Origin of the sequence: Campylobacter sp. 10_1_50 (genome assembly GCF_000238755.1) — a bacterium.
In the GTDB taxonomy this organism is placed as follows: domain Bacteria; phylum Campylobacterota; class Campylobacteria; order Campylobacterales; family Campylobacteraceae; genus Campylobacter_A; species Campylobacter_A concisus_R.
The window spans coordinates 741,359-765,325 of record NZ_JH414888.1 but is presented as its reverse complement, the minus strand read 5'-3'; the positions used below and the strand labels follow the sequence as shown (position 1 = coordinate 765,325).

Sequence of the window (23,967 nt, the reverse complement as noted above, 5' to 3'; positions counted from 1 at the left end):
TAAATTTTAATGTCCATACATTATGTTTGGTAGCCAAAGTGAAATTTGCGGTATATAAGTAACCAAGATAAGGCCAAAGAACAAGGTTAGCGTCCATGGCAAGCATGCCATGATAACCTCTTTTAAGTTCATATTTGTAAGACCGCTTGCGACAAATAAATTTAGTCCAACAGGCGGGGTCACCATACCTATCTCCATATTTACAACCAAGATGATACCAAAGTGAATAGGATCGACGCCTAGTTGCGTAGCTATCGGAAGCAAGAGCGGCACCATGATCATGATAACGCTTGAAGGCTCCATAAACTGACCCATGATAAAGAGCAAGATATTTACAAATATCAAGAACCCTATCATTCCGATATTTGCATCAAGTATCATCGAAGCGATCGCTTGTGGGATCTGCTCGCTAGTTAGCAAATATGCAAAAACAACGGCATTTGCGATGATGAAAAATATCATAGCTGTTGTAAGGGCTGAGTCTAGGCAGATGTCCCAAAGATCTTTTATCTTTATATCTCTATAGATAAAAAGTGAGATAAATAACGCATAAACAGCACTTGCCGCAGCTGCTTCAGTCGGAGTGAATATACCTCCATAAATTCCGCCAATAACCACAACGACGATCAAAAGAGCCCAAAATGCTTTTGCAAATTTCTGCACTCTTACTTTAAATGGCTCAGCCTTAGTCGCTTTGAAACCAAGCTTTTTTGCGCCAACATAAGTTTGAACTAACATAAAAGCTCCAAGCATAAGACCAGGCACGACGCCCGCCATAAAGAGCTTGCCGATACTAACCTCAGCAGTTACGCCATAAACTATCATAACAACTGAAGGTGGGATCAAAATTCCAAGCGAGCCAGCCGTAGTTATGCCGCCCACTGCGTACTCTTTTGGATAGCCAGCCTCTTTTATCGCTGCAAACATAATTGAGCCAATAGCCACAACCGTCGCAGGCGAGCTTCCAGAGACGGCCGCAAAGATGATGCAGGCAAATATCGCACTCATAGGCAAGCCACCTGGCAAGTGTCCGACCATAGACTTTGCAAAGTCGATGATACGCCTTGCTGAGCCGCCTTTGCTTAGTAAATTTCCAGCCAAGATAAACATCGGTATCGCCATTAGCGAAAATTTATTGATACCATCAAAAATTAGCTGCGGAATCGTAGCGATGTCGATATCTGTAAAAAATATCATCGTTAAAACGGTGCTTGTGCCTAGCGAAACCGCGACTGGCACGCCTATTAGCATCAGTGCAAAAAGCAGGATAAATAAAAATGCTATTGTCATCTTTTTTCTCCTTAGTCTTTGACTACGCTACCATGAGCTAGCTCGTGCGCTTCGTTGCTTACGACCTTTGCTGCTGGAGTTAGAGCTACTTTGATAGCTTTTTCAGCCGAGCGGTAGCTAGCTGTGACAAAGGCTATTGGAAGCACCAGCATAGGGACCCATTGAGGTATGCCAAGGTCTATTATCATCTGCTCGATCTCGTGCAAAATTTTAAGATAATCCACCGAATAAACCGCGATAAATATCAAAAAGACAGTCGTTAAGATGTGCGAAAAGAGCAGGCACGCTTTCGCGAGCGCTGGTGGAAATTTCTCCACTAAGATAGTTACGCTCACGTGGATGCCCTTGTTAAAGCCGTATGCTGCGGCAAAAAACGCCGACCAAATAAATAAGTAGTTTGATAGCTCGCTCGCCCATGACCAGCTTTTGTCAAAAAAGTATCTAGCCACGACGTTAGCAAAGGCTAGTAGCGTTCCACTAGCTAGCCCTAAAACGGCGATAGTCTTATTGAGCGAGACTATCAATATATCAAGAGCGTTAATGAAATTCTTCTTCATTATTTTGTCTCGATTGTTTTTTCTATAAGCTCTTTGCCGATGACGTCGTAAAATTTAGGATAGATAGCCTGCATAGTCTTCTCCCACTCAGCTTTTTGTGCGTCATCGATCTTGAAAATTTCTAGCTTTTTAGTCTCTGCTATATATTTTTCAAGCTCGGCTATGACGTGAGCGTCCTCTTTAGCTGTCTCTTCTCTCTCGTAAGCTGTAGCTTCGCTTAGAGCTTGTTTTACATTTGCTTTTAGATCATCTGGTAACTTGCTCCAAAATTTATCACTCATAACGACTAGATAGCCTAGATATCCGTGGTGTGAAAGTGTAAGAGAGCTTTGAACCTCGTGAAATTTAGAGTTATAGAAATTTGATAGTGGGTTTTCAGTCGCATCAACTACGCCTTGTTGAAGTGCAGAATAAACCTCTGAAAATGGCAGAACTTGCGGGTTGCCACCGATCGCTTTGATCTGCTCTTCAAGCACTTTTGAGCTTTGGATTCTAAATTTTTGTCCTTTTGCATCTTCTGGCACAAGGATCGGTTTTTTGCTTGAGCTAAAGTGCTTAAATCCAGCATCCCAGTAATCAAGCGCTACAAAGCCTTTTTTAGTCACAAGGCCTTTTAGCTCCTCGCCAACTGCGCCATCTTGAACCTTGTGAAGGTGATCTGCATCTTTAAAGATGAAAGGCAGGTCAAATAGCTGAAACTGCGGCACGATAGGTGTAAATTTAGAAAAACTAGGAGCTGCCATTTGAACGTTACCAAGTTTTAACGCGCCAAAAACTCTGTCATCATCAAGTAGCTGAGCTGATGGGAAGACTTGAACTTTTATCTTGCCGCCACTTAGCTCTTCAGCACGCTTTGCAAAAAAGTCAGCTGCCTTGCCCTTTGGCGTAGAAGCTGCGACAACGTGAGCAAATTTGATCGTATAGACCTTATCAGCACCAAATGCTAAGCCACTGATGGCACATGTAAAAAGTAAAGCTTGTAAGAATTTCATCTTTCATCCTTTGTAATAGTTTTGATAGGTACATTATAAATTTCAAAAATAAAAATTTAGAAATTTTGTTTCATAAATTCACATATCTTTATTTTTATATGTGTATTTTTGTAACATTTTTGACCTAAAATGGATAGTTTTTGCTTTGTAAATTTAACGTAAAAATTTATTTATCATTTTTATAGTCTATTTTTGTTACGTTTCTACACATATTTTTATATTATTTTTTACATTTAGAGAAATTTAAATTTACTTTTCTTGCTTTTGCAAAGCCAAATTTGCTCTTTTAGGATATAAATTTTCACTCTTTAACCATAAATTTTTAAAGTAAATTCACTCATCTTTTAAAAATAAAAAAATTAGCTTTTATAAAAACGCCCTATTTTTAGGATAAATCTTAAAAGATTTTGTTTGTTAATTTTTTGTGGCTATAATGCGAAATAACAAATTTTATTATTAAGGAATTATTATGTTTGAATTAAGAAAACTTCCGTTTGACGCAAACCACAACGCAGTAGTAAGTGCTAAAACCTGTGAATACCACTACGGCAAGCACCACGCAACCTATGTTGCAAATCTAAACAATCTCATAAAAGATACAAAATTTGCTAACGCATCATTTTATGAAATTCTAAAAAATAGCGAAGGCGGTCTTTACAACAACGTCGCTCAAGTCTATAACCACGACTTTTACTGGGACTGCATCGCTAAAAAAAGCGAGATGTCAAGCGAGCTAAAAGCTGCGATCGAGGCAAATTTCGCGAACTTCAAAGAGGAGTTTTTAAAGGCAGCTACAACGCTTTTTGGCTCAGGCTGGGCGTGGCTTGTATTTGACCCAAGCAGCAAAAAACTAGAGATCGTGCAAACTAGCAACGCAAAAACTCCAGTGAGCGATGGCAAAGTGCCACTTCTAGTCGTTGATGTTTGGGAGCACGCTTACTACATCGACAACTTTAACGCTCGTCCAAAATACCTAGAGACATTTTACGAGAACATAAACTGGGAATTTGTAAGCCAAGCTTACGAGTGGGCGCAAAAAGAGGGTCTTGGCTCAGTTGAGTTTTACACAAAAGAGCTACATAAATAATATCTGGCGGGAGCTCCCCGCCTTTAAATTTCTGCTTTTATTCAAATTTAACTATCAAATTTATCATTTAAAAGAGCGCAAATTCTTCTTTTGACAAATGACCTTTTTAGAAATTTAAAGCCAGCATGAGCTAGCTCATCTTTAAATTTCTATTTTCTAAATTTTAAAATTATCAATTTTTTCAGCAAAATCACTTTTTGAAAGATAATACGAACGGCTTAAAATCTCGTTTTACCAAGTGAGTTTTCTTAAATTTAAAGCTGGCGCAAGATATCTCACTTTCAAATTTCTATTTTTCAAATTGAATTGCTAAATTTAGTAAGCAATAGGCGCGATGATTATAGCTTTGAAATAACATAAAATACTCGTTTTAGCTACCGCCATATTTTGATGCGGTGGCTTTTACTTTAAATTTAGCGCTATAAAACAACTTCACGCCTTTAAATTTATGAGTAAAACTTACTTTGATATTTAAGAAATGGGGGCAGTATTTGTTACTTCAAAATGCCCCTAGTAGCTATTTTGTATCAAGCAAGGACGGCTTAAATTTCAAAGCCACCCAGCCAAAATTTTATCTCTTTGAAGTGTATAAATTTACCCCATTTTGCAAGCGCTTTAGCCCTTCAAGCACCCTTTCGCGCTGCGTTGCGATATTCATACGAAGGAAAAATCTATCCCCCCTGTATGCGTTGCCGTCATTTAGCCAAAGTCCAGCTTTATCACGCAAGAAATTCATAAACTCACTCGAATCCTCGCAAAACGCACTGCAGTCAAGCCACAAAAGATAGGTCGCACTCGATGGCAAGAGCTTCACTGGCAAGCCTTGCTCTTTTATGAAGTTTGCGACGACCTTTTTGTTTTCAAAAAGATACTCTCTAAGCTCATCAAGCCACGCTTCACCCTCGTTAAATGCGGCGATTGCGGCGATGATCGCAAAGGCATTTGCCTCGCCGACCTCATCGTAGTTGATGGCGGCATTTAGCCTTGCTCTGATCTTTTCGTTTGGCGTGACGCCGGCTGAGCTTTGAAGGCCAGCTATATTAAAGGCCTTTGTAGGCGAGATGCACGTGATGGAGTTGTTTTTGCACTCCTCGCTAACGCTGATAAATGGCACGTAGTTTAGCCCAGGATCAGTTATGTCGCAGTGAATTTCATCGCTGATAACCAAAACATCGTGCTTATAGCAAAGCTCGCCTATCTTTTTAAGCGTCTCTTTGTCCCAAATTTTGCCTATTGGATTGTGAGGATTGCATAGAAGCATCATGGTAGTTAGTGGCTGAGCTAGCTTTGCTTCAAGGTCCTCAAAGTCGATCTCGTAAGAGCCATTTTTATAGACTAGGTCGTTTGATAAAATTTCACGTCCGTTGTTTTTGATGCAGTTAAAAAAGACGTGATAGACAGGCGCTTGCACTAAAATTTGATCTCCTGGGCTGCTAAATCTCCTAATAGCAGTCGAGATAGCTGGTATGACGCCAGTGCAAAAGCACATCCACTCGTTCTCTAAGCTCACATTGTGACGTCTTTGCCACCAGCTCTTTATCGCTTCGTTCCACTCTTTTGGGATGAAAGAGTAGCCAAAGACGCCGTTATCAAGGCGCTTTTGCAAGACGCTTAAGATCTCAGGTGCGGCCTTAAAGTCCATGTCTGCAACCCACATCGGCAAAACATCGCTCTTCATACGCCATTTTGATGAGTTTGTGCCTTCTCTGCTTACTAATGTGTCAAAATCGTACTTCATAGCTTTTCCTTAAATAAAATTTTAAATCAATTATAACCCAAAAGATACTAAGATGATTTAAAAATTTAATACCAAAAAAGGAAAAATGATGAAACTAGCTCAGGCTCTCATACTAAGGGCTGACACGCAAAAGCGCATCGAACAGCTAAAAGTTAGACTACTTAGCAACGCAAAAACACAAGAAAACGAAAGTCCAAGCGAGGATCCAAAGCTGCTTTTAAAAGAGCTTGACAAGCTAACAAGTGAGCTTTTCACGCTCATTTGCTCCATAAATTTAACAAACTCAAGTGCAAAATTTGATGGCATGAGCCTCACTGAGATGATCGCTAAAAAAGACGCTCTTAGCCTAAAAGCAAACGTGCTTAGAGAGTTTGCCACGAGTGCTAGTCAAAAGGTCGATCTTTACTCAAACAGCGAGATCAAAATTTTAAGCACAGTCGATGTGAGCGCACTTCAAAAGCAAGTAGATGCGCTTTCAAAAGAGATCAGAGAGCTTGAGATGAAGCTTCAGGAGGCAAACTGGTCGGTTGATCTAGTAGAGTAAAATTTATGGTAAAAATTTAGCCAAAAGCGAGTAAAAAACAAAACACTAGGGCTTGCGAAGACCAGGCAAAAGCTTAAATTTAGTCTTAGCAATCTTACAAATGCAAATTTAAAACGCACTTTTACTACCACTTACTGGTTTGGCTATATTTTGGGTGGGTTTGGGGAAAATTAATCTTTATCATGTAAAATTTCGTAAATTTTTAAAAAGGAAATTTATGAAACTAGACACTCTCATCGTAAAAGGCATCGAAGCTAAAAACAACCCAAACAAAGCGGTCGTTCCGCCTGTATTTTTAGCTAGCACCTTCGTACAAGATGACCTTGAAAATTTTCAAGAATTTGCCTACTCACGCGGCAACAACCCTACAAAAAAGGCATTTGATGATATCTTTGCTAAAGTTGAAGGTAGCAAATACGCATTTAGCTTTGCTTCAGGCATGGCAGCAACAGCAGCCGCACTTAGCCTTATAAAAACAGGGCAAAAAGTCCTGCTAAATAGCAACGTCTATGGCGGCACATATAGATATGTCACGACCGTTTTTGAAAGCCACGGCATAAAGAGCGAATTTATAGATGATCTAAATTTTTTAAGCGAAGATGACATAAGTGAGGATGTGGCAGCTATCTTCATCGAAACTCCCTCAAACCCTCTTTTAAGAGTGACTGATATCGCTAGAATTTCAAAGATCGCTCACAAAAAGGGCGCTCTAGTCATCGTGGATAACACATTTTTGACGCCTTACTATCAAAAAGTGCTTGAGCACGGAGCTGACATCGTGGTATATAGCGCTACAAAGTATATCGGCGGACACGCTGACGTGATCGCTGGCATCGTCACGCTAAACGACGATGCTTTGGCCGAAAAGATCAAATTTGCCAAAAACACGCTTGGTGGCATCATCAGCCCAATGGACGCATACTACCTAATACGTGGGCTTAAAACGCTTAGCGTTAGGTTTGATAGACAAACGCAAAACACACATAAAATCATCAAATTTTTAGAGAATAATGACGCCGTTAGCGTGGTGCATTTCCCTGGCTCATACAGCGAGCAAGAGGCAAAGATGCAAGCAGCTCAAGCAAGCGATATCGGCGCTCTTATCTCATTTGAGCTTGATGAAAAATATGATGTAAATAAATTTGTAAAAGCGCTAGAGATTTTTGATCTAGCAGTGAGCCTTGGTGGCGTAGAGAGCCTTATCTGCAGGTCTGCTACGATGACGCACGAGGCATATCCAAAAGAGTTGCTAGACAAGATCGGCATAAAGCAAAATTTGCTTCGCCTAGCCATCGGCATCGAAAACGTCGATGATCTAATAGCCGACCTTGATCAAGCATTTAAAAAAGCTAAAAAATAAGGAGAAATCATGGCAACTACAAAATTTAAAGGTAGTGAGGTAAATTTAAGCGGAAACGAGCTATTTGTCGGCTCTTATGCGCCTGAAGCCAGAGTCGTAGCGCAAGATCTTAGCGAATTTAGCGTGGGTGGAAACAACGGCATAGAAGTGCTTGTCTGCTTGCCTTCACTTGATACTGGCGTTTGTGCGGCAGAAGCACGTAAATTTAACGAAAAAGTGGCTGGAAAACACGGCGTAAAACTTAGCATCATCTCAAATGACCTGCCATTTGCGATGGGGAGATTTTGCACGACTGAGGGCATAGCAAACCTGCGCGTGGGAAGCGATTTTAGATACGGCGAATTTGCCCAAAACTACGGCATGTTAATGAGTGATGGAGCGCTAAAAGGCTTGCTTGCAAGAGCAGTCTTTGTCATCAAAGATGGCGTCATCATCCACAAGCAAATCGTCCCTGAAGTGACCCAGGAGCCAAACTACGACGCAGTTTTTGACGCGATAAAACAAAGCGGCGGATGTGGTTGTGGTTGTGGCTGCCATTAAAATTTACTATGCAAATAGCCCAGCTATGATGGCAAAGAGCTGACTGCCAGTCACCACTAGCTCGCCAACCTCTTTTACATCTCTTAAAACTAGCCTTATAGAGGCTAGTTTTAGGCTTGATTTTTCTTTTATTTGTTCGCTTTTCTTTGGCAAGTCTTGCGTGATGCTTGCGTGATGCTTGCGTATTTTTTGATAACATCGATCACCTGTTTTATCTCATCTGGCAAATTTTCATCCAAATTTTTAGGCAGTGAGATGTATAAATTTTCACGGCTTCTAGTTAGTAAGGCGTAAATTTTTCTATAAAAAAGCACCCTTTCATTTTTATATATGGTCTGCAAAAACGACAAAAAGTTGTGGATGATGACATTTTGCGATTCAAGGCCTTTAATAGACTGCATCGTCAAAACCTCTATATTTTTACCCTCTGGCAAGACGCTCTCTTTTATGGCATTTACAGCAATCTTGCTGTTACTTAAAACGACGCTTGTTTCGCCATTTTGTAAGGCACATTTATTGCCTTTTGCTCTTTAGTGTCAAGGTAACTTTTGTATATTTTCATCCAAGCGTTAAATTTACTTTGTTCTCACACTTTTTTGAGATTAAAATTCTGCTATTTTTAGCTTTTCCAAGAACACAGTTTTTGCCACAATTTAACATAGATCATGTTTATATTGAGTTATATTGAACCCAAATTCTAAAAAATTAAAATTAAAAAGTGATTTGAAATTTGAAGTGGCCGGGAGATAGGGATTCGAACCCCAGGAGGCTTTCACACCTCAACGGTTTTCAAGACCGCCGCTTTCGACCGCTCAGCCATCTCCCGATTAAAGATTTGTGATTATAGCCAACTTTGCTTAAAATTTGCTATAACCACTAAGAATTATTCTGTTTTTTCTTTGACGTAACTAGCGCCGCTATTAACCTTTTCTTTAGTCCATTCTTTAGCATTATGCGTATCTTCTTTTACGCCGTGCCAAGTGTTTGAACAACCTACCGCAAAAAATGCCATGCATACTATTAAAAGCAATTTTTTCATCGTTATCCCTTTATGTAGTTATTTTTGAAGTTGGAGGCGACACCCGGATTCGAACCGGGGATCAAAGCTTTGCAGGCTCATGCCTTACCACTTGGCCATGTCGCCGTTTTGGTGGTGCCCGAGACCGGACTTGAACCGGTACGGTAAAAACTACCGAGGGATTTTAAGTCCCTTGCGTCTACCATTCCGCCACTCGGGCAAATTTAATGGAGCGGGAAACGAGATTCGAACTCGCGACCCCAACCTTGGCAAGGTTGTGCTCTACCCCTGAGCTATTCCCGCATTAAAAATTGCAATGTTACCCAAAAGTTGCTTAAAAATTTATTTTGCAAAATGTAAATTTCAAAATATTGTAAGGCATAAAAAGATAAAATACCAAATCTTTTTTGGGGTTATAGCTCAGCTGGGAGAGCGCTTGAATGGCATTCAAGAGGTCGGCGGTTCGATCCCGCTTAACTCCACCATGTTTTACTCTCTTTTTTTGCTAACAAATATTTTCACGTTTTTCATGAAATTTTATGTCAAATATATGTAAAAATTTAGAATTCTTTCGCTACATTAACAAAATGTATAATTTAAAACAATATGTAAATGAAATTTTAAAAAATCACCATGACGAGCGTGTATTTAGCTTTGAATTTGATGGGCAAAAATTTTGGTTAAAACGCATTGAAAAGAGCATCGAAGGCAGCTTTTTAACTAAAATTTTTAAACCAAATCCTTATAAGTCATTTGCTGCTGAGATTAAAAAGCTTGAAATTTTAAACGAAGCAAATGCTCCTGCGCCAAAACTAGTGCTAAAAAGTGATGAATTTTTCGTTATAGAAGATGTTGGCGAGCCAGTTGCTAGGCTATTTAAATATAGCACCGATGAAAATTTTAAGCATGAAATTTTACTAAAAGCAGCCCGCGCATTAGCTGGACTTCACGCGCTAAATTTCGCACACGGACGCCCAGCACTTAGGGATATCGCCATAAAAAATGACGAGATAAAATTTCTAGATTTTGAGTCAAAATTTTTTAGCGATGATCTAGAGCTTAGAAAGTGCCGTGACCTGCTAGTTTTCATCCACGAGCTCTACCGACAAAAAATTTCAAACGAGCTTGTAAAGGAGGCGATTGATGAGTACATTAAGGCTAATGGCAGCGAAATTTACGAGCACTCTTTGCGCTTAATAGTGAAATTTAAACCACTTTACTACCTGCTAAGGCCGTTTAAATTTTTAGACAAAAAAGATCTAAATGCGGCTATTTCAACATTTGATCTACTTTTGCCAGCCGCAAAATCAAAAATCACATCAAGATAACTAAAAAATAATCTTCTAAATTTTATCTCTGCTTAACAAAAAATAAATTAATATTCGTTATTAAAATCTAAAAGGAGATATATGCTTTTCAAGCGTAACAAAATCATTTTCAACATCCATCTAATAATCGGTCTAATAGCGACTATACCGCTACTTATCATGACACTTGCGGCGCCATTTGCCTCTTATAGAGAGGAGATCAAGTCTGCGATAAATGAAAAATATATAAATTTAACGCCTAGCGAAAAGCCAAATTTAAGCTTAAGCGAGATCCTCGCCAAAGCAAAAAGCGAGATCAAATTTGACACGCTTGAAAACGTGCAAATCGGCGGCGAAAACAAAGCTTATAGCATCAGCGTCACCAAAGACAAAAAACTCCGAAATTTCTTTGTCGATCCCCGCACCGGCGAGGTGATCAGCGAGGACTGGGGCGAGAAAACTCGCATGATAATACTAAGCCTACATAGAAATTTAGGCCTTGCCCTGCTTGATAGCAAAGTCCCAGCCAACATCGGCAAGCAAATAGTTGCCATTAGCTCCATCATCATGGTGCTTCTTGCCATCAGCGGCCTCATCCTCTATGCCCCAGCGATCAAGCGAAATTTGCTAAATTCGCTCAAAATCAAGCCAAGTGCAAAGGGCTACGCCTGCTTTTACAACCTCCACACGAGCCTTGGCACATACGTGGCGATCCTGCTTGTCGTGATGTCGCTAACTGGCCTTTACTGGTCTTATGGCTGGGTCAGAAGCGGTGTAAATAGCATATTTTTCGACTTAAAACCAAGCCAGGCGCAAAGGGCAATGCCTCAAAGAAATTTGACTCCGATAAGCGATGATAAATTTAAAGAGATCGAGGCTGCGGAGCAAATTTTTAAAGACAATGTCACACTAGAGCTAAAATCACTCACGATAAATGTGCCTGAAAACAACCAAAGCACCTACACCATAAACTACGAAACTAGCGAGAGCCAAGTGGGCAAACTAAAACTTGACGCGAGCGCTGGTAAGATCAAAGAAAACAAGCTTGTTAGCAAGGCTGAAAGTATCCCAGAGGCAAAAAAGGCTGGCCGCAAGGTGCTTAGCCTGCACACTGGAGAGATGTTTGGCGAGGTCGGTCAGATCGTCTTTGCCATCTCTTGCGTGATCGCCGTTTTACTAATAATAACTGGCTTTTTGATGACCATAAAAAGGAGCAAAGCCATCTAAATAAAAGTAAATTTTTACCTTGCTTTGGGTAAGATTTTAAGAAATTTTTACCACAAACAAGAGAGAAATTTATGAACAGAAAACGCATCTACAACCCAAGTTCAAATGAAAATTTGACTGACAGAAGAGTCTTTAACGGCAACCCACACGGCATTTTAAATTTCACCAAGGCAAAATACGAGTGGGCGTTAAAGCTTTGGGACCTCATGGAGGCAAACACCTGGTTTCCAAAAGAGGTCGACACCACCGACGACGTGCGCGACTACGCCTACAACCTCACAGAGGCTGAAAAACGCATGTACGACCTAGTCTGGAGCCAGCTCATCTCGATGGATAGCTTCCAGACAAACAACCTAGCTGACAACATCAACCCTTACATCACCGCACCAGAGATCAACGCCGTGCTAAGCCGCCAAGCCTACGAAGAGGCGAACCACAGCAAGTCTTACGCTGTCATGGTCGAAGCGATCTGCGACAACACCGACCTCATCTACGAGATGGAGAAGCACGACGACGTCTTGCGCGAGAAAAACGACTACATCTCAAGCGTCTATGAGGAGCTTGCAGGCGAAGTGACTGACGAGAAGCTGCTTCTTGCGATGGTTGCGAACCAAATTTTAGAGGGCATCTACTTTTACAGCGGCTTTACAGCGATCTACGCTCTAGCTCGCGCTGGCAAGATGCTGGGCTCAGCACAGATGATACGCTTCATCCAACGCGACGAGATCACGCACCTGCTTTTGTTTCAAAACATGATAAATTCAGTCCGCAAAGAGAGGCCTGATCTTTTCACAACTGAAACTGAGGCAAAAATTTATGATATGTTTGAAAAAGCTGGAAATTTAGAGATCAAATGGGGCAAATACATCACCCAAAACCAAATAATGGGCTTTACTGATGATATCATCGAGCAGTACATCCACTATCTCATAGATCAACGTCTAGTTGCGATCGGCCTAAAACGCAAATACAACGTTGCTCATCCGATCAAATGGGTCGATGACTTTGCGAAATTTAACGACCAAAAGTCAAATTTCTTTGAAGCAAAGGTGACGAACTATAGCAAGGGAAGTATCAGCTTTGATGACTTTTAAAAATGGCATCTTAGCCCTTGCCTGCGTACTTTTTGTGGGGTGTGCGAGTAGTAGCAATGAAAGAGCTATTAGCATAGCAAATAAGGATTTATTAAACAGCTTTAACCCTTACATACTTGCAAAAACAAACGAAACTAAAGATGCCGTCACCTACCAAAGCATGCCAGCTGGCGATGTTTGGCCAAGTATAGCGCCTATTGGCTCTGCACTTGTTGTTGATGTTTTTAAAGAGATAAATAAGGCGTGTAACTTCAAATATAGCGACCTAAAAGAGACTAGGATGGTATATTTTGACGATAAAACCTCGTTTTCTTATGAGGTCTGGGTCTTTAACGACCCGCTTTCAGGGCGTGATGATAAGATCACAGCCATAACTGTTTTGCTAAAGCCAACGCCTGATATCGGCGGCACGGATATGGATTTTAGGATACCTGCAGATTGTCATGCGCCAAAGCAAACTACATTTGTATTTGGAAAATAAATGAGCGAAAATTTAAACCTAATAAGCCTAACTTTAAAGGCAAAAAATACTACCGAGCGACTAGAAGAGCTTGCAAATTTAGTTGAGGCTGCACCTGAAAACTCTCTCCTGCTTGCAAGTGAGCTTTGCATAAGCGGCTACGACTTTGATGGCTTTTTTGCTGGGGCGAACAAAGCGATGCTTGGTGGCATGATAGGCAGCTTTGATGCGATGCTGATTGAGCGCTTGCAAGAGGCGCTTAGCCCAGATAAATTTCTTGGTTTTACGCACCTTAGCAGCCTAAACAAAAGCGCAGGGCTAGCTCAAATTTCAAATCTAAATCCGCACCAACCAAAAATTTATAACGAATTTTTACTTCTTAACTCAAACAACGTCTTTCATTCGCAGTTTAAGGCCGAGCTTTTTAGGCCAAATTTAGAGCATGAGATCTTTGCAGCTGGCGAGGTGAGCGATATAAGTGCATTTACATTTAAAGGGCTAAAGCTTGGCGTGCTCATATGCTTTGAGCTGCGTGATAGCAGGCTTTGGGCAAAGCTAAAGGGGTGCGACATCATCATGGTGCCAGCCATGTGGGGCAAGGCCAGAGAGAACGCCTACCTTAGCCTTTGCAAGGCGCTTGCGATCGCAAACAACTGCTACGTCATGATCTCAAGCTCGCTTGATCTCGAAGTTTCGGGCGTGTTTTTACCAAGCGGTGAGTTTGCAAAAGAAGTTAAATTTGATCCAAGCCTGATCCTTGAAATTAAACTAAATTTAGGACTTTAACTATTTTTTGGCAATACCCAGCCATCCACTCTCCACTCTGCATACAGAATCCTTAAGCCAAAAAATTACACCAAATATAGTTGCCATGGCGGCAGCATTAGCAGCCCTTTGTCTTTTTTGATATGTAATCTTTCTCTCATATTTTTTTCTTTTTCCAGCTCCACTAAATGCCATAATTACCAGTATTACAAAAATAAAGATATAAGTTAAAAGCATTTGAACAATCCATGCCAAAAAGGCGTTTTTTAAGCTATTATTACTTTTAAAACATATATAAAATTGCCATATAGCTACCAAAAAATGAATAAAAAGTAAAATAGTAACAGTTTTTTCTGTTTTGTCAGAAAAAAGATAATATGTAAGTCCTAATGTACTTATTCCAAATGCCATGCTAAAATCAATATATGAATAAAATATAGTTATTTCATTACTTTTATGGCGCTTTATTGCGCAATAAATTACGCCAATTATAAAAATTATACCTATAACACTCATAATAATATCCGAGGTTTTCACGTTTTTCCTTATATCATTTAAAATTGGTTTGATTTTATAACTATCCCACTTATATTAAGTTTATTTGATGTAATTTGATGTAAAACGTATTTAAAAAGGATATTATTCGACCGCTCGTAAAAATCGAAATACACCACCATGACCTACGATCGGCGATATATTCGCACTTGCGATCGCAAATAACTGCTACGTCATGATCTCAAGCTCGCTTGATCTTGAGCTCGCTGGGGTCTTTTTGCCAGATGGCACGCTGGAGAAAAGCGCAGTTTTTGACGCAAATTTGATCACACAGATAAAGAAAAATTTAGGGCTTTTATAAATTTTAAGATAAGCTTTAAATCGTATAATAACGATTTAAAATTTGTTTAGGATAGAAATTTTGACCCAATTAGAAGCGATAAAATGCCAAAATTTAGCTAGCGACATAGCCGATGAGATCACGCTAAGTCCGCTTTTGTTTGACGCGATATCAACGACCGAGCGCGAAATTTTCGTGCCTATCCCGGCACATGCTTACAAGCTTGACGCGCAGCCGATACTGGGTAATCAGTGGATCAGCTCGCCGCTAACGGTGGCAAAGATGACGATGGCGCTAGAGTGCGAAAATGTGGATAATATCCTAGAAATAGGCTGTGGCAGCGGCTATCAAGCAGCGATACTAAGCAAGCTCGCGCATAGAATTTTTAGCGTTGAGCGCATAGAAAAGCTAGCCATGGAGGCCAAAAAACGCTTCGAGGCGCTAAAGATCAAAAACGTGCACGTAAGATATGATGATGGCAACAACGGCTGGCGAAGCTATGCGCCGTTTGATAGAATTCTACTCTCGGCTGCTGCTGATGAGATCTCGCCAAATTTATTTAGCCAGCTAAAAAATGGCGGCATCTTGGTCGCTCCGATGAAAAAAGATGGCAAACAGTTTATCGCTAAATTTAGAAAAGATGAGAGTGGGAATTTAGAAAAAGAGTTTTTAGACGAGTGCCTTTTTGTGCCACTTCTTGAGGGCAGAGAGTAGAGGCTTTTACCTCTACAACTACCACCTAACCAGCCACTCACCGCTAGGGTGCTGCATAAATACAATATCATCAAATTTTGCTACCTCTTCGCTATCTGCTGTGATAAATGTAACGCTAAAACTAAATGCATTTTTGGCGATAAATTTCACATTTTCTATACTCAAGATATCGACGCTGTCGCTACAAGTGCCACTAGCCCTTTTTAAATGGCTATCATCTCTTCGTAGCGCAGGTGCCCTTGTGCCACCTTCCATAAATTTATCATTTTTATTAGCCTTATAACATGCCATATTTGCTAAAAATTCTTGCATCCTAGGCTTTGCGCTGTCAAATTTCGCTTGATACTCCTTTGGCACTTTAACGCCCAAAATAGCACCTGGCACTGTCTGACCAACTAAATTTCTACTTTTTGTTAGCATTGGCTGGCTTAGTGGTTCGCAAAAAGCAAAGCTACCAAAAACGACACAGAGCACAATGGCAAGAAGCGATTTTGTTTTCATTTTTCTCCATTTTATATAAGAGCCATTCTATCTTGTGCCACTTAAAAGTTGCTTGAGTTATAAATTTAAAGAATAAATGTGAGTTTTTATGGAGGGCAAAGCCTAAGCCTTGCCTTGAATTAGGATTTATAAGTGTAGCCTGTATAAATTCCCACACTTGTATCTCTTAGCTGAGCACCGCTGTTTTTCTTATAACATGTCTTATCAGCTTTTGGACCAAACTCAAGCGCGTTGTGAGCGTCAAATGAGTAGATACCACCAGCTTTTGCGCCAACTAGCAAGCCTTTGAAATTTTTCTTGCTAGTTTCGTTTTCAAAGCTTTGTCTAACACTTAGATAACCAAGACCAGCATAACCGCCAAGTACAGCTTTAAAATTTTCTGTGATATTTGGTGTGTAGTCAGCATTTTAATTTTAAGAATATTTAGTCGTTAAATTTCAAACGACTAGGCAAAATGCTATAAAATTTCTCTTATCAAAAGCTGTGGCGTAACAAGACCGCGGAACGAATTTTTAGATACGCAAAAGATGATATCTATCATTTCACCTACTCTAACGTGCCTTGTGAAGTTGAAAAATAGCGCCTCAAGCGTCTTGTTGTCTTTTTGCAAGATAAGTTTTAAGTGGTTTTGATCCCTACCTATGAGCCTCTCGTTTTTCACGACAGCGTTTTCTATCTTAAAGACTGGGCGCGGATTTTTCTGTCCATACGGCTCATAAAATTCCAAAATTTCAAGTAGCTCAAAGTCGATCTCGCTTGGCATTATGTCACCAAGTAGCTCATCTGAGCTTTTACACTCTTGCATATTTAGGCATGAGCAGCTTTTATTTATAGCATCTTTAAATTTTTCCAAATTTTCAGGCGCAAGAGTTAGCCCTGCTGCACCTTTGTGACCGCCGTAGCTTGTTAGCAGATCTTCGTGGCTTGCGATGAGCGATAAGATGTCAAGCTTGCCAATGCTTCTAGCACTGCCTTTTGCTCGGCCCTTATCGATACTAAAGACAATAGCTGGCTTTGCAAAGTGTTTTGCCAGGCGGCTAGCCACGATGCCTATCACGCCCTCATGCCACTGCTCTCCCCAAGTGATGATGACCTCATCGTCCTCTTTTACGTCCTTTAGCGAGCACTCAAAGAGTTGGCGCTCCTCCTCTTTTCTGGAGTTGTTAAACTCGATAATCGTATCAAGGTAGTTATAAGCCTCTTCGATGCTCTTTGCACGCAAGAAGTTAAATGAATTCATCGCATCGTCCATGCGTCCGGCTGAATTTATAAGAGGCGCTATAAGAAAGCTGATATCATCACACTCAAATTTATCCTTGCCGTAAAACTCTTTTATCACGCAAAATGCCGAGCGCTTAGAGGCGTTTAGCTTGCAAATACCCATGCGAACAAGCATCCTGTTCATATCTCTTAGCTCCATCATATCAGCTATTATAGCGATGGCTAAAAGCTCTAAAAACTTGCTCATATCGTAGTTTAGCTTGCAAACATCCTTTAGCGCGCCGACTAAATACCAAGCCACTTCAGCGCCGCAAATTTCGATATTTGGAAAGTTGCAGTCCTCTTGTTTTGGATTGATGATGGCGTAGGCTTCTGGTAAAACGGCTGGTGGCATGTGGTGATCTGTGATGATAAGATCGATGCCTTTTTCTTTGCAGATACTAGCTGCCTCATTAGCTGAGATGCCGTTATCGACGGTGATTATTAGACTCACATCGCTTGCAAGCTCGTCTATGATCTCAGGGTTTAAGCCGTATCCATCCTTAAAGCGGTTTGGGATCTTTACTAGGTAGTTTTTTACGCCAAGATCATCAAAAAACTCGGCTAAAATCACACTTGAAACCACGCCATCAACGTCATAATCGCCAACAATAGCGATGTGTTCATTTCTCTCGATCGCTTCTTTGATGCGATTAGCGCCTTTGTAGATATCCTTTAGAGCGCTTGGCGTTGGAATTTCACTAAGTTTTTTGTGTATGTCGTTACAAAATCTACGTGCTAGTAAATTCCTAATATCCTCTTTAGTTAACATAGCTTTGGCAAGGACTTTTTGACGCCCTGCCAACTTTTACTAATGCTATTTGCTCACTTAAATTTACGCCCAAACTGCCAAAAATTTGGCAACAAAAATGCTTTTTTTTCATCGTAATCTTTCGTCTTTATTTTGAATGCTTTGATTATATCTTTTTGAAATTTAATTTCTTATAATTTTCATTGAAAGTAAGATTTTTAGGGCAAAAAACTTTTGTTAAATTGATACTCTTTATAAATTAGCCATTGTAAATTTGAAGTAAAAAATGAGAGAAATTTTAAGTAAAAATAAGGGGTCATAAGACCCCAAAAATTAAAATTTATATGTGTAGCCTAGATAAGCGCCAACATCTGTTGTTTTAAGATCAATATAATCAGATGAAGAATACCAAGACTTATCAGCTTTTAAGCCAAATTCAAGTGCATTATTTTTATCAAAACTATACTCACCACCTAGTTTAGCACCAAATAACCAGCCAGACTTTGTAACATCATATATTAGTCTGCCCGCATTTGTATTAGCAGTAGCATCAAAATTGATCACTGAAAGACCAGTATAAAGACCAGCAACTAGTTTAAAGTTGTCAGCTATGGTTGGTGTGTAGTCACCACCTATTACGAATTTATGATTTGTCCATTTTGCATCCACTATATTGCTATAGCTGTCTTTAGCTTTAGCATGGTAGAAATATCCACCATAAACTCTAGCTGTATCAAAATCATAACCACCTTTTATGCCTATGTTTGGTCTATTATCTTTTATGCTACCACCGCTAGTTAGCTTTGAGCTAAAATCATAGCCACCCTCAACTCCAGCAAATCCACCTTCAGCCAATGCAAATGAGCTAGCAAGTGAAAGTGCTAAAACACCTTTTAAAACACAATTTTTCATGTTAATCCTTTCAATAGTAATTGCACTACAATTTTATGTATCATATACTTTATCTTTACTTAAATATTTTTTGCAAATTTATCATTTTACGTGATTAGCCAAGCTTGCTTTGATAAAGCCTAGTATCACAGGGTTTGGTCTAGTTAAGCGGCTAGTAAATTCAGGGTGACACTGCACGCCTACGAACCATGGATGGCCTTTTAGCTCGATCGCCTCTACTAGTCCGTCGCTTTCGCCACTTACTATTAGGCCAGCCTTTTCAAAGGTCTCTTTGTATTTTGGATTTGCCTCGTAGCGGTGGCGGTGGCGCTCTTTTACGCTCTTTGCGTTGCCATAAATTTCAGCCAAAAGCGTCTTTGGCTTGATGTCGCAGTTATAAGCACCTAGCCTCATAGTGCCGCCAAGTGGGCTTGTGTGCGTTCTTATCTGCTTTTTGCCGTGAGCATCGATGAAGCTATCTATTAGATAGATGATAGGATTTTTACACTCTTTGTTAAATTCCATAGAATTTGCATCTTCTAAGCCCAAAACATCCCTTGCAAACTCGATCATCGCTAACTGCATACCAAGGCAAATTCCAAGATATGGGATCTTATTTTCACGAGCAAATTTTATAGCCTGCATCTTGCCTAAAACGCCTCTTTCTCCAAAGCCGCCAGCTACTAATATGCCATCCACGTCCTTTAAAAGCTCATTTACATTACTCTCTTCTATCTTTTCGCTATCTATCCAGCGTAAAATTACCCTAGCGTCCAAATTTGCTCCAGCATGGATGATGCCCTCAGTTAGGCTCTTGTAGCTCTCTTTTAGATCTATATATTTGCCTACAAAAGCAATCGTTGTTTCGTTTGTTGGAGCGATGATCCTTTTTACTAGGCTATCCCAGTTTGCCATGTCTGGTTTTAGCTCGCCAAAGCCTAAATTTTCAGCGATCGGCGTTAATATATCTTGCTTTAAAAATGAAAGTGGAATTTGATAGATACTTGCGCTGTCTAAGCTCTCTATGACGCAGTTTTTCTCCACACCACAGCTTGCTGCGATCTTATCTTTTAGCTCGCGGTTTAGTGGCATTTCAGATCTGCAGATGATGATATCTGGGGTTATGCCGATGCGTCTTAGCTCGCCTACGCTGTGCTGGGTTGGCTTTGTCTTTAGCTCGCCAGCTACTTTGATAAATGGCACAAGCGTTAGGTGGATATTTAGTGCTCTTTTTTTACCAACTTCTACTCTTAGCGCCCTTATCGCCTCTAAAAATGGTAGTCCCTCGATGTCGCCAACGGTTCCGCCGATCTCAACGATGAGCACATCTTTGCCCTCGCCTGCTTTTTTGATACGATCAACGATCTCGCCAACGATGTGAGGGATCACTTGTATAGTCTTTCCAAGGTAGTCGCCACGGCGCTCTTTTTCGATAACCGAGCTATAAACTCTGCCCGTTGTGAAGTTATTATCTTGACTTAGGCTCTCATCTAAAAATCTCTCGTAGTGACCAAGGTCTAGGTCTGTTTCAGCGCCATCATCTGTGACAAAGACTTCGCCATGCTCTAGTGGGCTCATCGTGCCTGGATCTACGTTGATATATGGGTCAGCTTTTAAGACGCTCACCTTTAAGCCAGAATTTTTAAGTAATGTCGCGATAGACGCAGCTGCGATGCCTTTTCCAAGTGAGCTTAAAACACCACCTGTGATAAAAATATACTTCGTCTCTTTTGCCATCAAAATTTCCTTAACTTTAGTTATTTTTTAATCTGCCGATTATACCCCTTAAATATTTAGTAAGGCATTAATCTTGCAATTTTTAAAAATTATTCTTTAAGTTTTTTTGTTATAGACTTCGACATCATGATTAAAAACTGCTTAAAAAACATCGCCTCTTTATATATAGACGGCTTTAAAAATATGAAAATAGGCAAGAAACTATGGCTTCTCATAGCGATAAAGCTTATCATTATGTTTGGGATATTAAAGGTCTTCATCTTTGACGAGACCCTTAATACCAAATTTCAAACCGACGAAGAAAAAAGCGAATTTGTAATTCGTAATTTAATAAAGGAATAAAATGTCTGAGATGGATTTTGTTGATTGGTCTAGGGCTCAGTTTGCGCTGACTGCCATTTACCACTTTTTGTTTGTCCCGCTTACGTTGGGGCTAAGTTTTATCATCGCCATTATGGAGACGATATATGTCAAAACTGGCGATAAGGCCTGGCTTGAGATAACGAAATTTTGGCTAAAGCTCTTTGGTATAAATTTCGCTATTGGCGTGGCAACTGGCATCATCATGGAGTTTGAGTTTGGTACAAACTGGGCGAATTACAGCTGGTTTGTAGGCGATATATTTGGCGCTCCGCTTGCGATCGAGGGCTTGCTAGCATTTTTCATGGAGAGTACATTTTTTGCCATTATGTTTTTTGGCTGGGATAAAGTTAGCAAGAAATTTCACCTACTTTCAACTTGGCTTGTTGCGATAGGTTCAAATTTAAGCGCACTTTGGATCTTGATCGCAAATGGCTGGATGCAGTATCCAATAGGCATGAAATTTAACCCAGATACCGCTAGAATGGAGATGCAAAATTTCTTTGAAGTCGCTCTAAATCCAGTTGGTATCACTAAATTTTTACACACAGTAACTAGTGGTTACACTATCTCAGCTCTTTTTGTGATAGGAATTTCTGCTTGGTTTTTGATCCAAAAACGCCACATCTTGCTTGCTAAAAAAAGCATCGTCGTTGCTAGCGCATTTGGCCTTATCACTTCGGCATTTTTGCTACTTAGCGGCGATGAGAGCGCATATCTTGCAGCTCAAAAGCAGCCTATGAAGCTAGCAGCCATGGAGGGACTTTACAAGGGCGAAACTAACGCTGGCCTAGTTGCTGCTGGCATTTTAAACCCAGCTAAAAAGCTTGGCGATGAGAGCGAGCCATTTTTATTTGAGATAAAGGTGCCTTACGCACTTGGCATCATGGCAAACAGAGAGCTTGACTCATTTACACCGGGCATAAATGACCTACTTTATGGCAACAGCGAGCACAATCTAATAAGCGTAGAAGAGAAGATGGCAAAAGGCAAAGTAGCTATCGAAGCTCTTAAAAACTACAAAGAGGCTAAAAAAGCAAATGACGAGAGCTTGATGAAAAGCTCACTTTCAAATTTAGAGAGCAACCTAAATTTCTTAGGATATGGCTATCTTAAGGACGCAAAAGATGCTGTGCCACCAGTTGCACTTACATTTTATAGCTTCCACATCATGGTCGCACTTGGCACTTACTTCATAGCTCTTTTTGCTATCACTCTTTATCTAAATCTCTCAAGAAAATATAAATTTGAAAACATAAGAGCATTTTTGTGGATCTGCCTCTTTACCATACCGCTTGGCTACATCGCAGCTGAGACTGGCTGGATAGTAGCAGAGGTCGGTCGTCAGCCATGGGCGATACAAGATCTCATGACCGTTGGCGTCGGAGCTACAAATTTATCTGACTCAAATGTCAAAATTTCATTTATATTATTTGCTGTTTTATTTACGGTCTTGCTAATAGCTGAGATCAAGATCATGCTTAAGCAAATAAAGATAGGATTTAACGATCATGCATAGTTTAAGCTTAGAAAATTTACAAATTTATTGGTGGTTTATAGTTAGCCTTCTTGGTGGACTTTTGGTATTTATGATGTTTGTTCAAGGTGGCCAAACGCTCATCTTTAGCCTTGGCAAGGACGAGCTTAAAAAAGATATGCTCATAAATTCTATCGGTAGAAAATGGGAGCTTACATTTACGACGCTTGTTATGTTTGGTGGCGCGTGCTTTGCGGCGTTCCCGCTATTTTACGCTACTAGTTTTGGTGGCGCTTACTGGGTTTGGCTGGCTATCTTATTTTGCTTTATCATCCAAGCTGTAAGCTACGAGTACCGCAAAAAGCCTGATAACTTCTTGGGTGCTAGAACTTATGAAATTTTCCTTTTCATAAATGGCTCACTTGGCGTTATCCTTATTGGTATGGCGGTTAGTACATTTTTTAGTGGCAGCGACTTTGTGCTAAATGAGCACAATTTTGTCGAGTGGAAGACTCCGTTTCGCGGACTTGAAGCATTGGCAAATCCTTACTTATACTTACTTGGTATAGCTATGTTTTTCTTATCTCGCGTAGGTGGCTGCTTATATCTTATGAACAACATCGCTGATGGCGAATTTATACAAAACGCTAGAAAACAGCTAATTATCAACACCGTGCTATTCTTGCCATTTTTCTTAGGCTTTCTTGCTTGGATACTTACAAAAGATGGCTTTGCATACGACGCAAACGGTGTAGTTAGCCTTGTTGCTTACAAATACGCTATAAATTTGATCGAGATGCCTGTCGCTGGCGTGCTACTACTTGTTGGCGTTCTTTTGGTGCTTGTTGGAATTTTCCAAGGAGCATTTACAAAAAGCATCCGTGGAATTTTTGCTTATGGCGTTGGCGTAACGCTTGCTGTGACCGCGCTATTTTTGATAACAGGACTAAATGGCACTGCATTTTATCCGTCATTTAGCGACCTCTCTAGCTCGCTAACTATCAAAAATGCAAGCTCTAGCCACTACACACTTGGCGTTATGGCCTATGTTAGCTTGCTAGTGCCAGTAGTGCTTGCTTATATCTTCATCGTCTGGAGAGCGATAGATAGCAAGAAGATCACGCAAGATGAAATCAAAAACGATCATCACGCATACTAAGGATAAAAGATGTTAGAAGCAGGAATTTTTTTGATACTTTGGCCAGTAACGCTATTTATTAGCTACAAATTTGTTCTCTTTTCTCTCAAGAAATTTGACGCAAATAACTAAAATTTAGGGGCATTTGCTCCTAAATTTATATAGATAAACAACTCTTACAAAAATCCATGAAATAAAAATTTTATCAGCATAATATTTGGTGTAAGCCCCATTCTCACACCGAGTGTATTAGTTATTATGCTGAAATTTATAAATTTCTTCTTTGAGGCTAGTTAGGTCAAAAATTTATCGCTCGCTCTAGCT

Annotated in this window: 27 protein-coding genes and 5 tRNA genes; 15 read left to right on the top strand and 17 right to left on the bottom strand. The window is 40.1% G+C overall.

All coding sequences use genetic code 11. From position 1 onward, the window contains the following. Positions 1-6: 6 nt before the first annotated feature. Genes HMPREF1019_RS08150 through HMPREF1019_RS08140 form a run of 3 tightly spaced genes read right to left on the bottom strand, consistent with a single transcriptional unit; the run spans position 7 to position 2,839 of the window. Positions 7-1,290 (bottom strand): TRAP transporter large permease, encoded by a 1,284-nt coding sequence (locus HMPREF1019_RS08150; RefSeq protein WP_009295244.1) that lies wholly within the window; start codon positions 1,288-1,290, stop codon positions 7-9. Between the two features lie 11 nt (positions 1,291-1,301). Further along, entirely contained in the window at positions 1,302-1,847 is a 546-nt protein-coding gene (locus HMPREF1019_RS08145) for a TRAP transporter small permease (protein WP_009295243.1), read from the bottom strand. Further along, the gene (locus HMPREF1019_RS08140; protein WP_009295242.1) at positions 1,847-2,839 is read right to left on the bottom strand and encodes a DctP family TRAP transporter solute-binding subunit; all 993 of its coding nucleotides are present in this window, start codon (positions 2,837-2,839) and stop codon (positions 1,847-1,849) included. Before HMPREF1019_RS08140 ends, HMPREF1019_RS08145 begins: the two co-directional genes overlap by 1 nt. 469 nt (positions 2,840-3,308) lie before the next feature. Between HMPREF1019_RS08140 and sodB the strand changes: the two genes are divergently transcribed. After that, positions 3,309-3,926: a superoxide dismutase [Fe] gene (sodB, locus tag HMPREF1019_RS08135; protein ID WP_002941550.1), complete on the top strand. Its 618-nt coding sequence runs from the start codon at positions 3,309-3,311 to the stop codon at positions 3,924-3,926. A gap of 571 nt (positions 3,927-4,497) precedes the next feature. Here the strand turns inward: sodB and HMPREF1019_RS08130 are convergent. After that, on the bottom strand, positions 4,498-5,664 hold the full coding sequence (locus tag HMPREF1019_RS08130; protein ID WP_009295241.1) for a MalY/PatB family protein: 1,167 nt from the start codon (positions 5,662-5,664) through the stop codon (positions 4,498-4,500). 88 nt (positions 5,665-5,752) lie between these two features. Here HMPREF1019_RS08130 and HMPREF1019_RS08125 point away from each other — a divergent pair, with 88 nt between their 5' ends. The 3 genes from HMPREF1019_RS08125 to tpx all read left to right on the top strand — a co-directional run bounded on the left by HMPREF1019_RS08125 (position 5,753) and on the right by tpx (position 8,108). Then, positions 5,753-6,208 carry a DIP1984 family protein gene (locus tag HMPREF1019_RS08125; RefSeq protein ID WP_009295240.1) on the top strand — a complete coding sequence of 152 codons (456 nt, stop codon included), beginning with the start codon at positions 5,753-5,755 and terminating at the stop codon, positions 6,206-6,208. Positions 6,209-6,425: 217 nt separating this feature from the next. Next, the gene (locus tag HMPREF1019_RS08120; protein WP_009295239.1) at positions 6,426-7,568 is read left to right on the top strand and encodes a trans-sulfuration enzyme family protein; all 1,143 of its coding nucleotides are present in this window, start codon (positions 6,426-6,428) and stop codon (positions 7,566-7,568) included. Between the two features lie 9 nt (positions 7,569-7,577). Next, positions 7,578-8,108 carry a thiol peroxidase gene (tpx, locus tag HMPREF1019_RS08115; RefSeq protein ID WP_009295238.1) on the top strand — a complete coding sequence of 177 codons (531 nt, stop codon included), beginning with the start codon at positions 7,578-7,580 and terminating at the stop codon, positions 8,106-8,108. 6 nt (positions 8,109-8,114) lie between these two features. On the opposite strand, the gene HMPREF1019_RS10150 is transcribed toward tpx, so the two are convergent. From HMPREF1019_RS10150 to HMPREF1019_RS08090, 7 genes are all read right to left on the bottom strand, one after another. Then, complete coding sequence (locus HMPREF1019_RS10150; RefSeq protein ID WP_187364907.1) at positions 8,115-8,261, bottom strand: hypothetical protein; 147 nt, start codon at positions 8,259-8,261, stop codon at positions 8,115-8,117. Continuing rightward, positions 8,237-8,542, bottom strand: a complete 306-nt coding sequence (locus HMPREF1019_RS10145) for an ATP-binding domain-containing protein (RefSeq protein ID WP_222859713.1) — start codon at positions 8,540-8,542, stop codon at positions 8,237-8,239. Before HMPREF1019_RS10145 ends, HMPREF1019_RS10150 begins: the two co-directional genes overlap by 25 nt. A gap of 302 nt (positions 8,543-8,844) precedes the next feature. Continuing rightward, positions 8,845-8,934: transfer RNA gene (locus HMPREF1019_RS08105), tRNA-Ser, on the bottom strand. Positions 8,935-8,991: 57 nt separating this feature from the next. Continuing rightward, positions 8,992-9,147, bottom strand: coding sequence for a hypothetical protein (locus tag HMPREF1019_RS10140; protein WP_009295236.1), 156 nt, complete (start codon positions 9,145-9,147; stop codon positions 8,992-8,994). A 31-nt stretch (positions 9,148-9,178) separates the two neighbouring features. Next, positions 9,179-9,252: transfer RNA gene (locus HMPREF1019_RS08100), tRNA-Cys, on the bottom strand. 7 nt (positions 9,253-9,259) lie between these two features. Further along, positions 9,260-9,346 (bottom strand) — tRNA-Leu (locus tag HMPREF1019_RS08095). 8 nt (positions 9,347-9,354) lie between these two features. Next, positions 9,355-9,429 (bottom strand) — tRNA-Gly (locus HMPREF1019_RS08090). A gap of 106 nt (positions 9,430-9,535) precedes the next feature. On the opposite strand from HMPREF1019_RS08090, the gene HMPREF1019_RS08085 reads away from it, so the two are divergent. The 6 genes from HMPREF1019_RS08085 to HMPREF1019_RS08060 all read left to right on the top strand — a co-directional run bounded on the left by HMPREF1019_RS08085 (position 9,536) and on the right by HMPREF1019_RS08060 (position 14,000). Further along, positions 9,536-9,611 (top strand) — tRNA-Ala (locus HMPREF1019_RS08085). Between the two features lie 54 nt (positions 9,612-9,665). Continuing rightward, the gene (locus HMPREF1019_RS08080; protein WP_232210180.1) at positions 9,666-10,454 is read left to right on the top strand and encodes a phosphotransferase; all 789 of its coding nucleotides are present in this window, start codon (positions 9,666-9,668) and stop codon (positions 10,452-10,454) included. Positions 10,455-10,535: 81 nt separating this feature from the next. After that, the gene (locus tag HMPREF1019_RS08075; protein ID WP_009295234.1) at positions 10,536-11,660 is read left to right on the top strand and encodes a PepSY-associated TM helix domain-containing protein; all 1,125 of its coding nucleotides are present in this window, start codon (positions 10,536-10,538) and stop codon (positions 11,658-11,660) included. A gap of 71 nt (positions 11,661-11,731) precedes the next feature. Next, a complete protein-coding gene (locus HMPREF1019_RS08070) occupies positions 11,732-12,754 on the top strand; it encodes a ribonucleotide-diphosphate reductase subunit beta (protein ID WP_009295233.1) in 1,023 nt (340 codons plus the stop codon). Beyond that, positions 12,741-13,235 (top strand): hypothetical protein, encoded by a 495-nt coding sequence (locus HMPREF1019_RS08065; RefSeq protein ID WP_222859712.1) that lies wholly within the window; start codon positions 12,741-12,743, stop codon positions 13,233-13,235. Before HMPREF1019_RS08070 ends, HMPREF1019_RS08065 begins: the two co-directional genes overlap by 14 nt. Further along, positions 13,236-14,000, top strand: a complete 765-nt coding sequence (locus HMPREF1019_RS08060) for a carbon-nitrogen hydrolase family protein (protein ID WP_009295231.1) — start codon at positions 13,236-13,238, stop codon at positions 13,998-14,000. On the opposite strand, the gene HMPREF1019_RS08055 is transcribed toward HMPREF1019_RS08060, so the two are convergent. Next, positions 14,001-14,516 (bottom strand): hypothetical protein, encoded by a 516-nt coding sequence (locus HMPREF1019_RS08055; protein WP_034901546.1) that lies wholly within the window; start codon positions 14,514-14,516, stop codon positions 14,001-14,003. It abuts the gene before it with no gap. A gap of 193 nt (positions 14,517-14,709) precedes the next feature. On the opposite strand from HMPREF1019_RS08055, the gene HMPREF1019_RS10545 reads away from it, so the two are divergent. Both HMPREF1019_RS10545 and HMPREF1019_RS08050 read left to right on the top strand, forming a co-directional pair. Continuing rightward, positions 14,710-14,835 carry a hypothetical protein gene (locus HMPREF1019_RS10545; RefSeq protein WP_262359245.1) on the top strand — a complete coding sequence of 42 codons (126 nt, stop codon included), beginning with the start codon at positions 14,710-14,712 and terminating at the stop codon, positions 14,833-14,835. A 60-nt stretch (positions 14,836-14,895) separates the two neighbouring features. Next, the gene (locus HMPREF1019_RS08050; protein WP_009295229.1) at positions 14,896-15,528 is read left to right on the top strand and encodes a protein-L-isoaspartate(D-aspartate) O-methyltransferase; all 633 of its coding nucleotides are present in this window, start codon (positions 14,896-14,898) and stop codon (positions 15,526-15,528) included. An 18-nt stretch (positions 15,529-15,546) separates the two neighbouring features. Here the strand turns inward: HMPREF1019_RS08050 and HMPREF1019_RS08045 are convergent, their stop codons facing one another. From HMPREF1019_RS08045 to HMPREF1019_RS08025, 5 genes are all read right to left on the bottom strand, one after another. Further along, positions 15,547-16,029: a hypothetical protein gene (locus HMPREF1019_RS08045; RefSeq protein WP_009295228.1), complete on the bottom strand. Its 483-nt coding sequence runs from the start codon at positions 16,027-16,029 to the stop codon at positions 15,547-15,549. A 119-nt stretch (positions 16,030-16,148) separates the two neighbouring features. Next, on the bottom strand, positions 16,149-16,310 hold the full coding sequence (locus HMPREF1019_RS10025) for a hypothetical protein (protein ID WP_156786511.1): 162 nt from the start codon (positions 16,308-16,310) through the stop codon (positions 16,149-16,151). Positions 16,311-16,486: 176 nt separating this feature from the next. After that, positions 16,487-18,061 (bottom strand): single-stranded-DNA-specific exonuclease RecJ, encoded by a 1,575-nt coding sequence (gene recJ / locus HMPREF1019_RS08035; RefSeq protein WP_009295227.1) that lies wholly within the window; start codon positions 18,059-18,061, stop codon positions 16,487-16,489. 312 nt (positions 18,062-18,373) lie between these two features. Then, positions 18,374-18,952: a membrane protein gene (locus tag HMPREF1019_RS08030; RefSeq protein WP_009295226.1), complete on the bottom strand. Its 579-nt coding sequence runs from the start codon at positions 18,950-18,952 to the stop codon at positions 18,374-18,376. 81 nt (positions 18,953-19,033) lie between these two features. Then, positions 19,034-20,668: a CTP synthase gene (locus tag HMPREF1019_RS08025; RefSeq protein ID WP_009295225.1), complete on the bottom strand. Its 1,635-nt coding sequence runs from the start codon at positions 20,666-20,668 to the stop codon at positions 19,034-19,036. Positions 20,669-20,794: 126 nt separating this feature from the next. Between HMPREF1019_RS08025 and HMPREF1019_RS08020 the strand changes: the two genes are divergently transcribed. From HMPREF1019_RS08020 to HMPREF1019_RS08010, 3 genes are read left to right on the top strand one after another with little or no spacing between them, the layout of a single operon-like run. Next, on the top strand, positions 20,795-21,010 hold the full coding sequence (locus HMPREF1019_RS08020; protein ID WP_009295224.1) for a DUF4492 domain-containing protein: 216 nt from the start codon (positions 20,795-20,797) through the stop codon (positions 21,008-21,010). Position 21,011: 1 nt separating this feature from the next. After that, complete coding sequence (locus HMPREF1019_RS08015) at positions 21,012-22,547, top strand: cytochrome ubiquinol oxidase subunit I (protein WP_009295223.1); 1,536 nt, start codon at positions 21,012-21,014, stop codon at positions 22,545-22,547. Beyond that, positions 22,537-23,664, top strand: a complete 1,128-nt coding sequence (locus HMPREF1019_RS08010; RefSeq protein WP_232210189.1) for a cytochrome d ubiquinol oxidase subunit II — start codon at positions 22,537-22,539, stop codon at positions 23,662-23,664. Before HMPREF1019_RS08015 ends, HMPREF1019_RS08010 begins: the two co-directional genes overlap by 11 nt. The last annotated feature ends 303 nt before the right edge of the window (positions 23,665-23,967 follow it).

Bases quoted from the DNA above. Each gene is read 5' to 3' on its own strand.
- sodB (WP_002941550.1), top strand. From the start codon at position 3,309: ATGTTTGAATTAAGAAAACTTCCGTTTGACGCAAACCACAACGCAGTA.
- HMPREF1019_RS08130 (WP_009295241.1), bottom strand. From the start codon at position 5,664: ATGAAGTACGATTTTGACACATTAGTAAGCAGAGAAGGCACAAACTCA.
- HMPREF1019_RS08060 (WP_009295231.1), top strand. From the start codon at position 13,236: ATGAGCGAAAATTTAAACCTAATAAGCCTAACTTTAAAGGCAAAAAAT.
- HMPREF1019_RS08020 (WP_009295224.1), top strand. From the start codon at position 20,795: ATGATTAAAAACTGCTTAAAAAACATCGCCTCTTTATATATAGACGGC.
- HMPREF1019_RS08075 (WP_009295234.1), top strand. From the start codon at position 10,536: ATGCTTTTCAAGCGTAACAAAATCATTTTCAACATCCATCTAATAATC.
- HMPREF1019_RS08125 (WP_009295240.1), top strand. From the start codon at position 5,753: ATGAAACTAGCTCAGGCTCTCATACTAAGGGCTGACACGCAAAAGCGC.
- HMPREF1019_RS08120 (WP_009295239.1), top strand. From the start codon at position 6,426: ATGAAACTAGACACTCTCATCGTAAAAGGCATCGAAGCTAAAAACAAC.
- HMPREF1019_RS08150 (WP_009295244.1), bottom strand. From the start codon at position 1,290: ATGACAATAGCATTTTTATTTATCCTGCTTTTTGCACTGATGCTAATA.
- HMPREF1019_RS08025 (WP_009295225.1), bottom strand. From the start codon at position 20,668: ATGGCAAAAGAGACGAAGTATATTTTTATCACAGGTGGTGTTTTAAGC.
- HMPREF1019_RS08015 (WP_009295223.1), top strand. From the start codon at position 21,012: ATGTCTGAGATGGATTTTGTTGATTGGTCTAGGGCTCAGTTTGCGCTG.
- HMPREF1019_RS08030 (WP_009295226.1), bottom strand. From the start codon at position 18,952: ATGAAAAATTGTGTTTTAAAAGGTGTTTTAGCACTTTCACTTGCTAGC.
- HMPREF1019_RS08080 (WP_232210180.1), top strand. From the start codon at position 9,666: ATGTCAAATATATGTAAAAATTTAGAATTCTTTCGCTACATTAACAAA.
- HMPREF1019_RS08070 (WP_009295233.1), top strand. From the start codon at position 11,732: ATGAACAGAAAACGCATCTACAACCCAAGTTCAAATGAAAATTTGACT.
- tpx (WP_009295238.1), top strand. From the start codon at position 7,578: ATGGCAACTACAAAATTTAAAGGTAGTGAGGTAAATTTAAGCGGAAAC.
- recJ (WP_009295227.1), bottom strand. From the start codon at position 18,061: ATGTTAACTAAAGAGGATATTAGGAATTTACTAGCACGTAGATTTTGT.
- HMPREF1019_RS08045 (WP_009295228.1), bottom strand. From the start codon at position 16,029: ATGAAAACAAAATCGCTTCTTGCCATTGTGCTCTGTGTCGTTTTTGGT.
- HMPREF1019_RS10545 (WP_262359245.1), top strand. From the start codon at position 14,710: ATGATCTCAAGCTCGCTTGATCTTGAGCTCGCTGGGGTCTTTTTGCCA.
- HMPREF1019_RS08140 (WP_009295242.1), bottom strand. From the start codon at position 2,839: ATGAAATTCTTACAAGCTTTACTTTTTACATGTGCCATCAGTGGCTTA.
- HMPREF1019_RS10140 (WP_009295236.1), bottom strand. From the start codon at position 9,147: ATGAAAAAATTGCTTTTAATAGTATGCATGGCATTTTTTGCGGTAGGT.
- HMPREF1019_RS08145 (WP_009295243.1), bottom strand. From the start codon at position 1,847: ATGAAGAAGAATTTCATTAACGCTCTTGATATATTGATAGTCTCGCTC.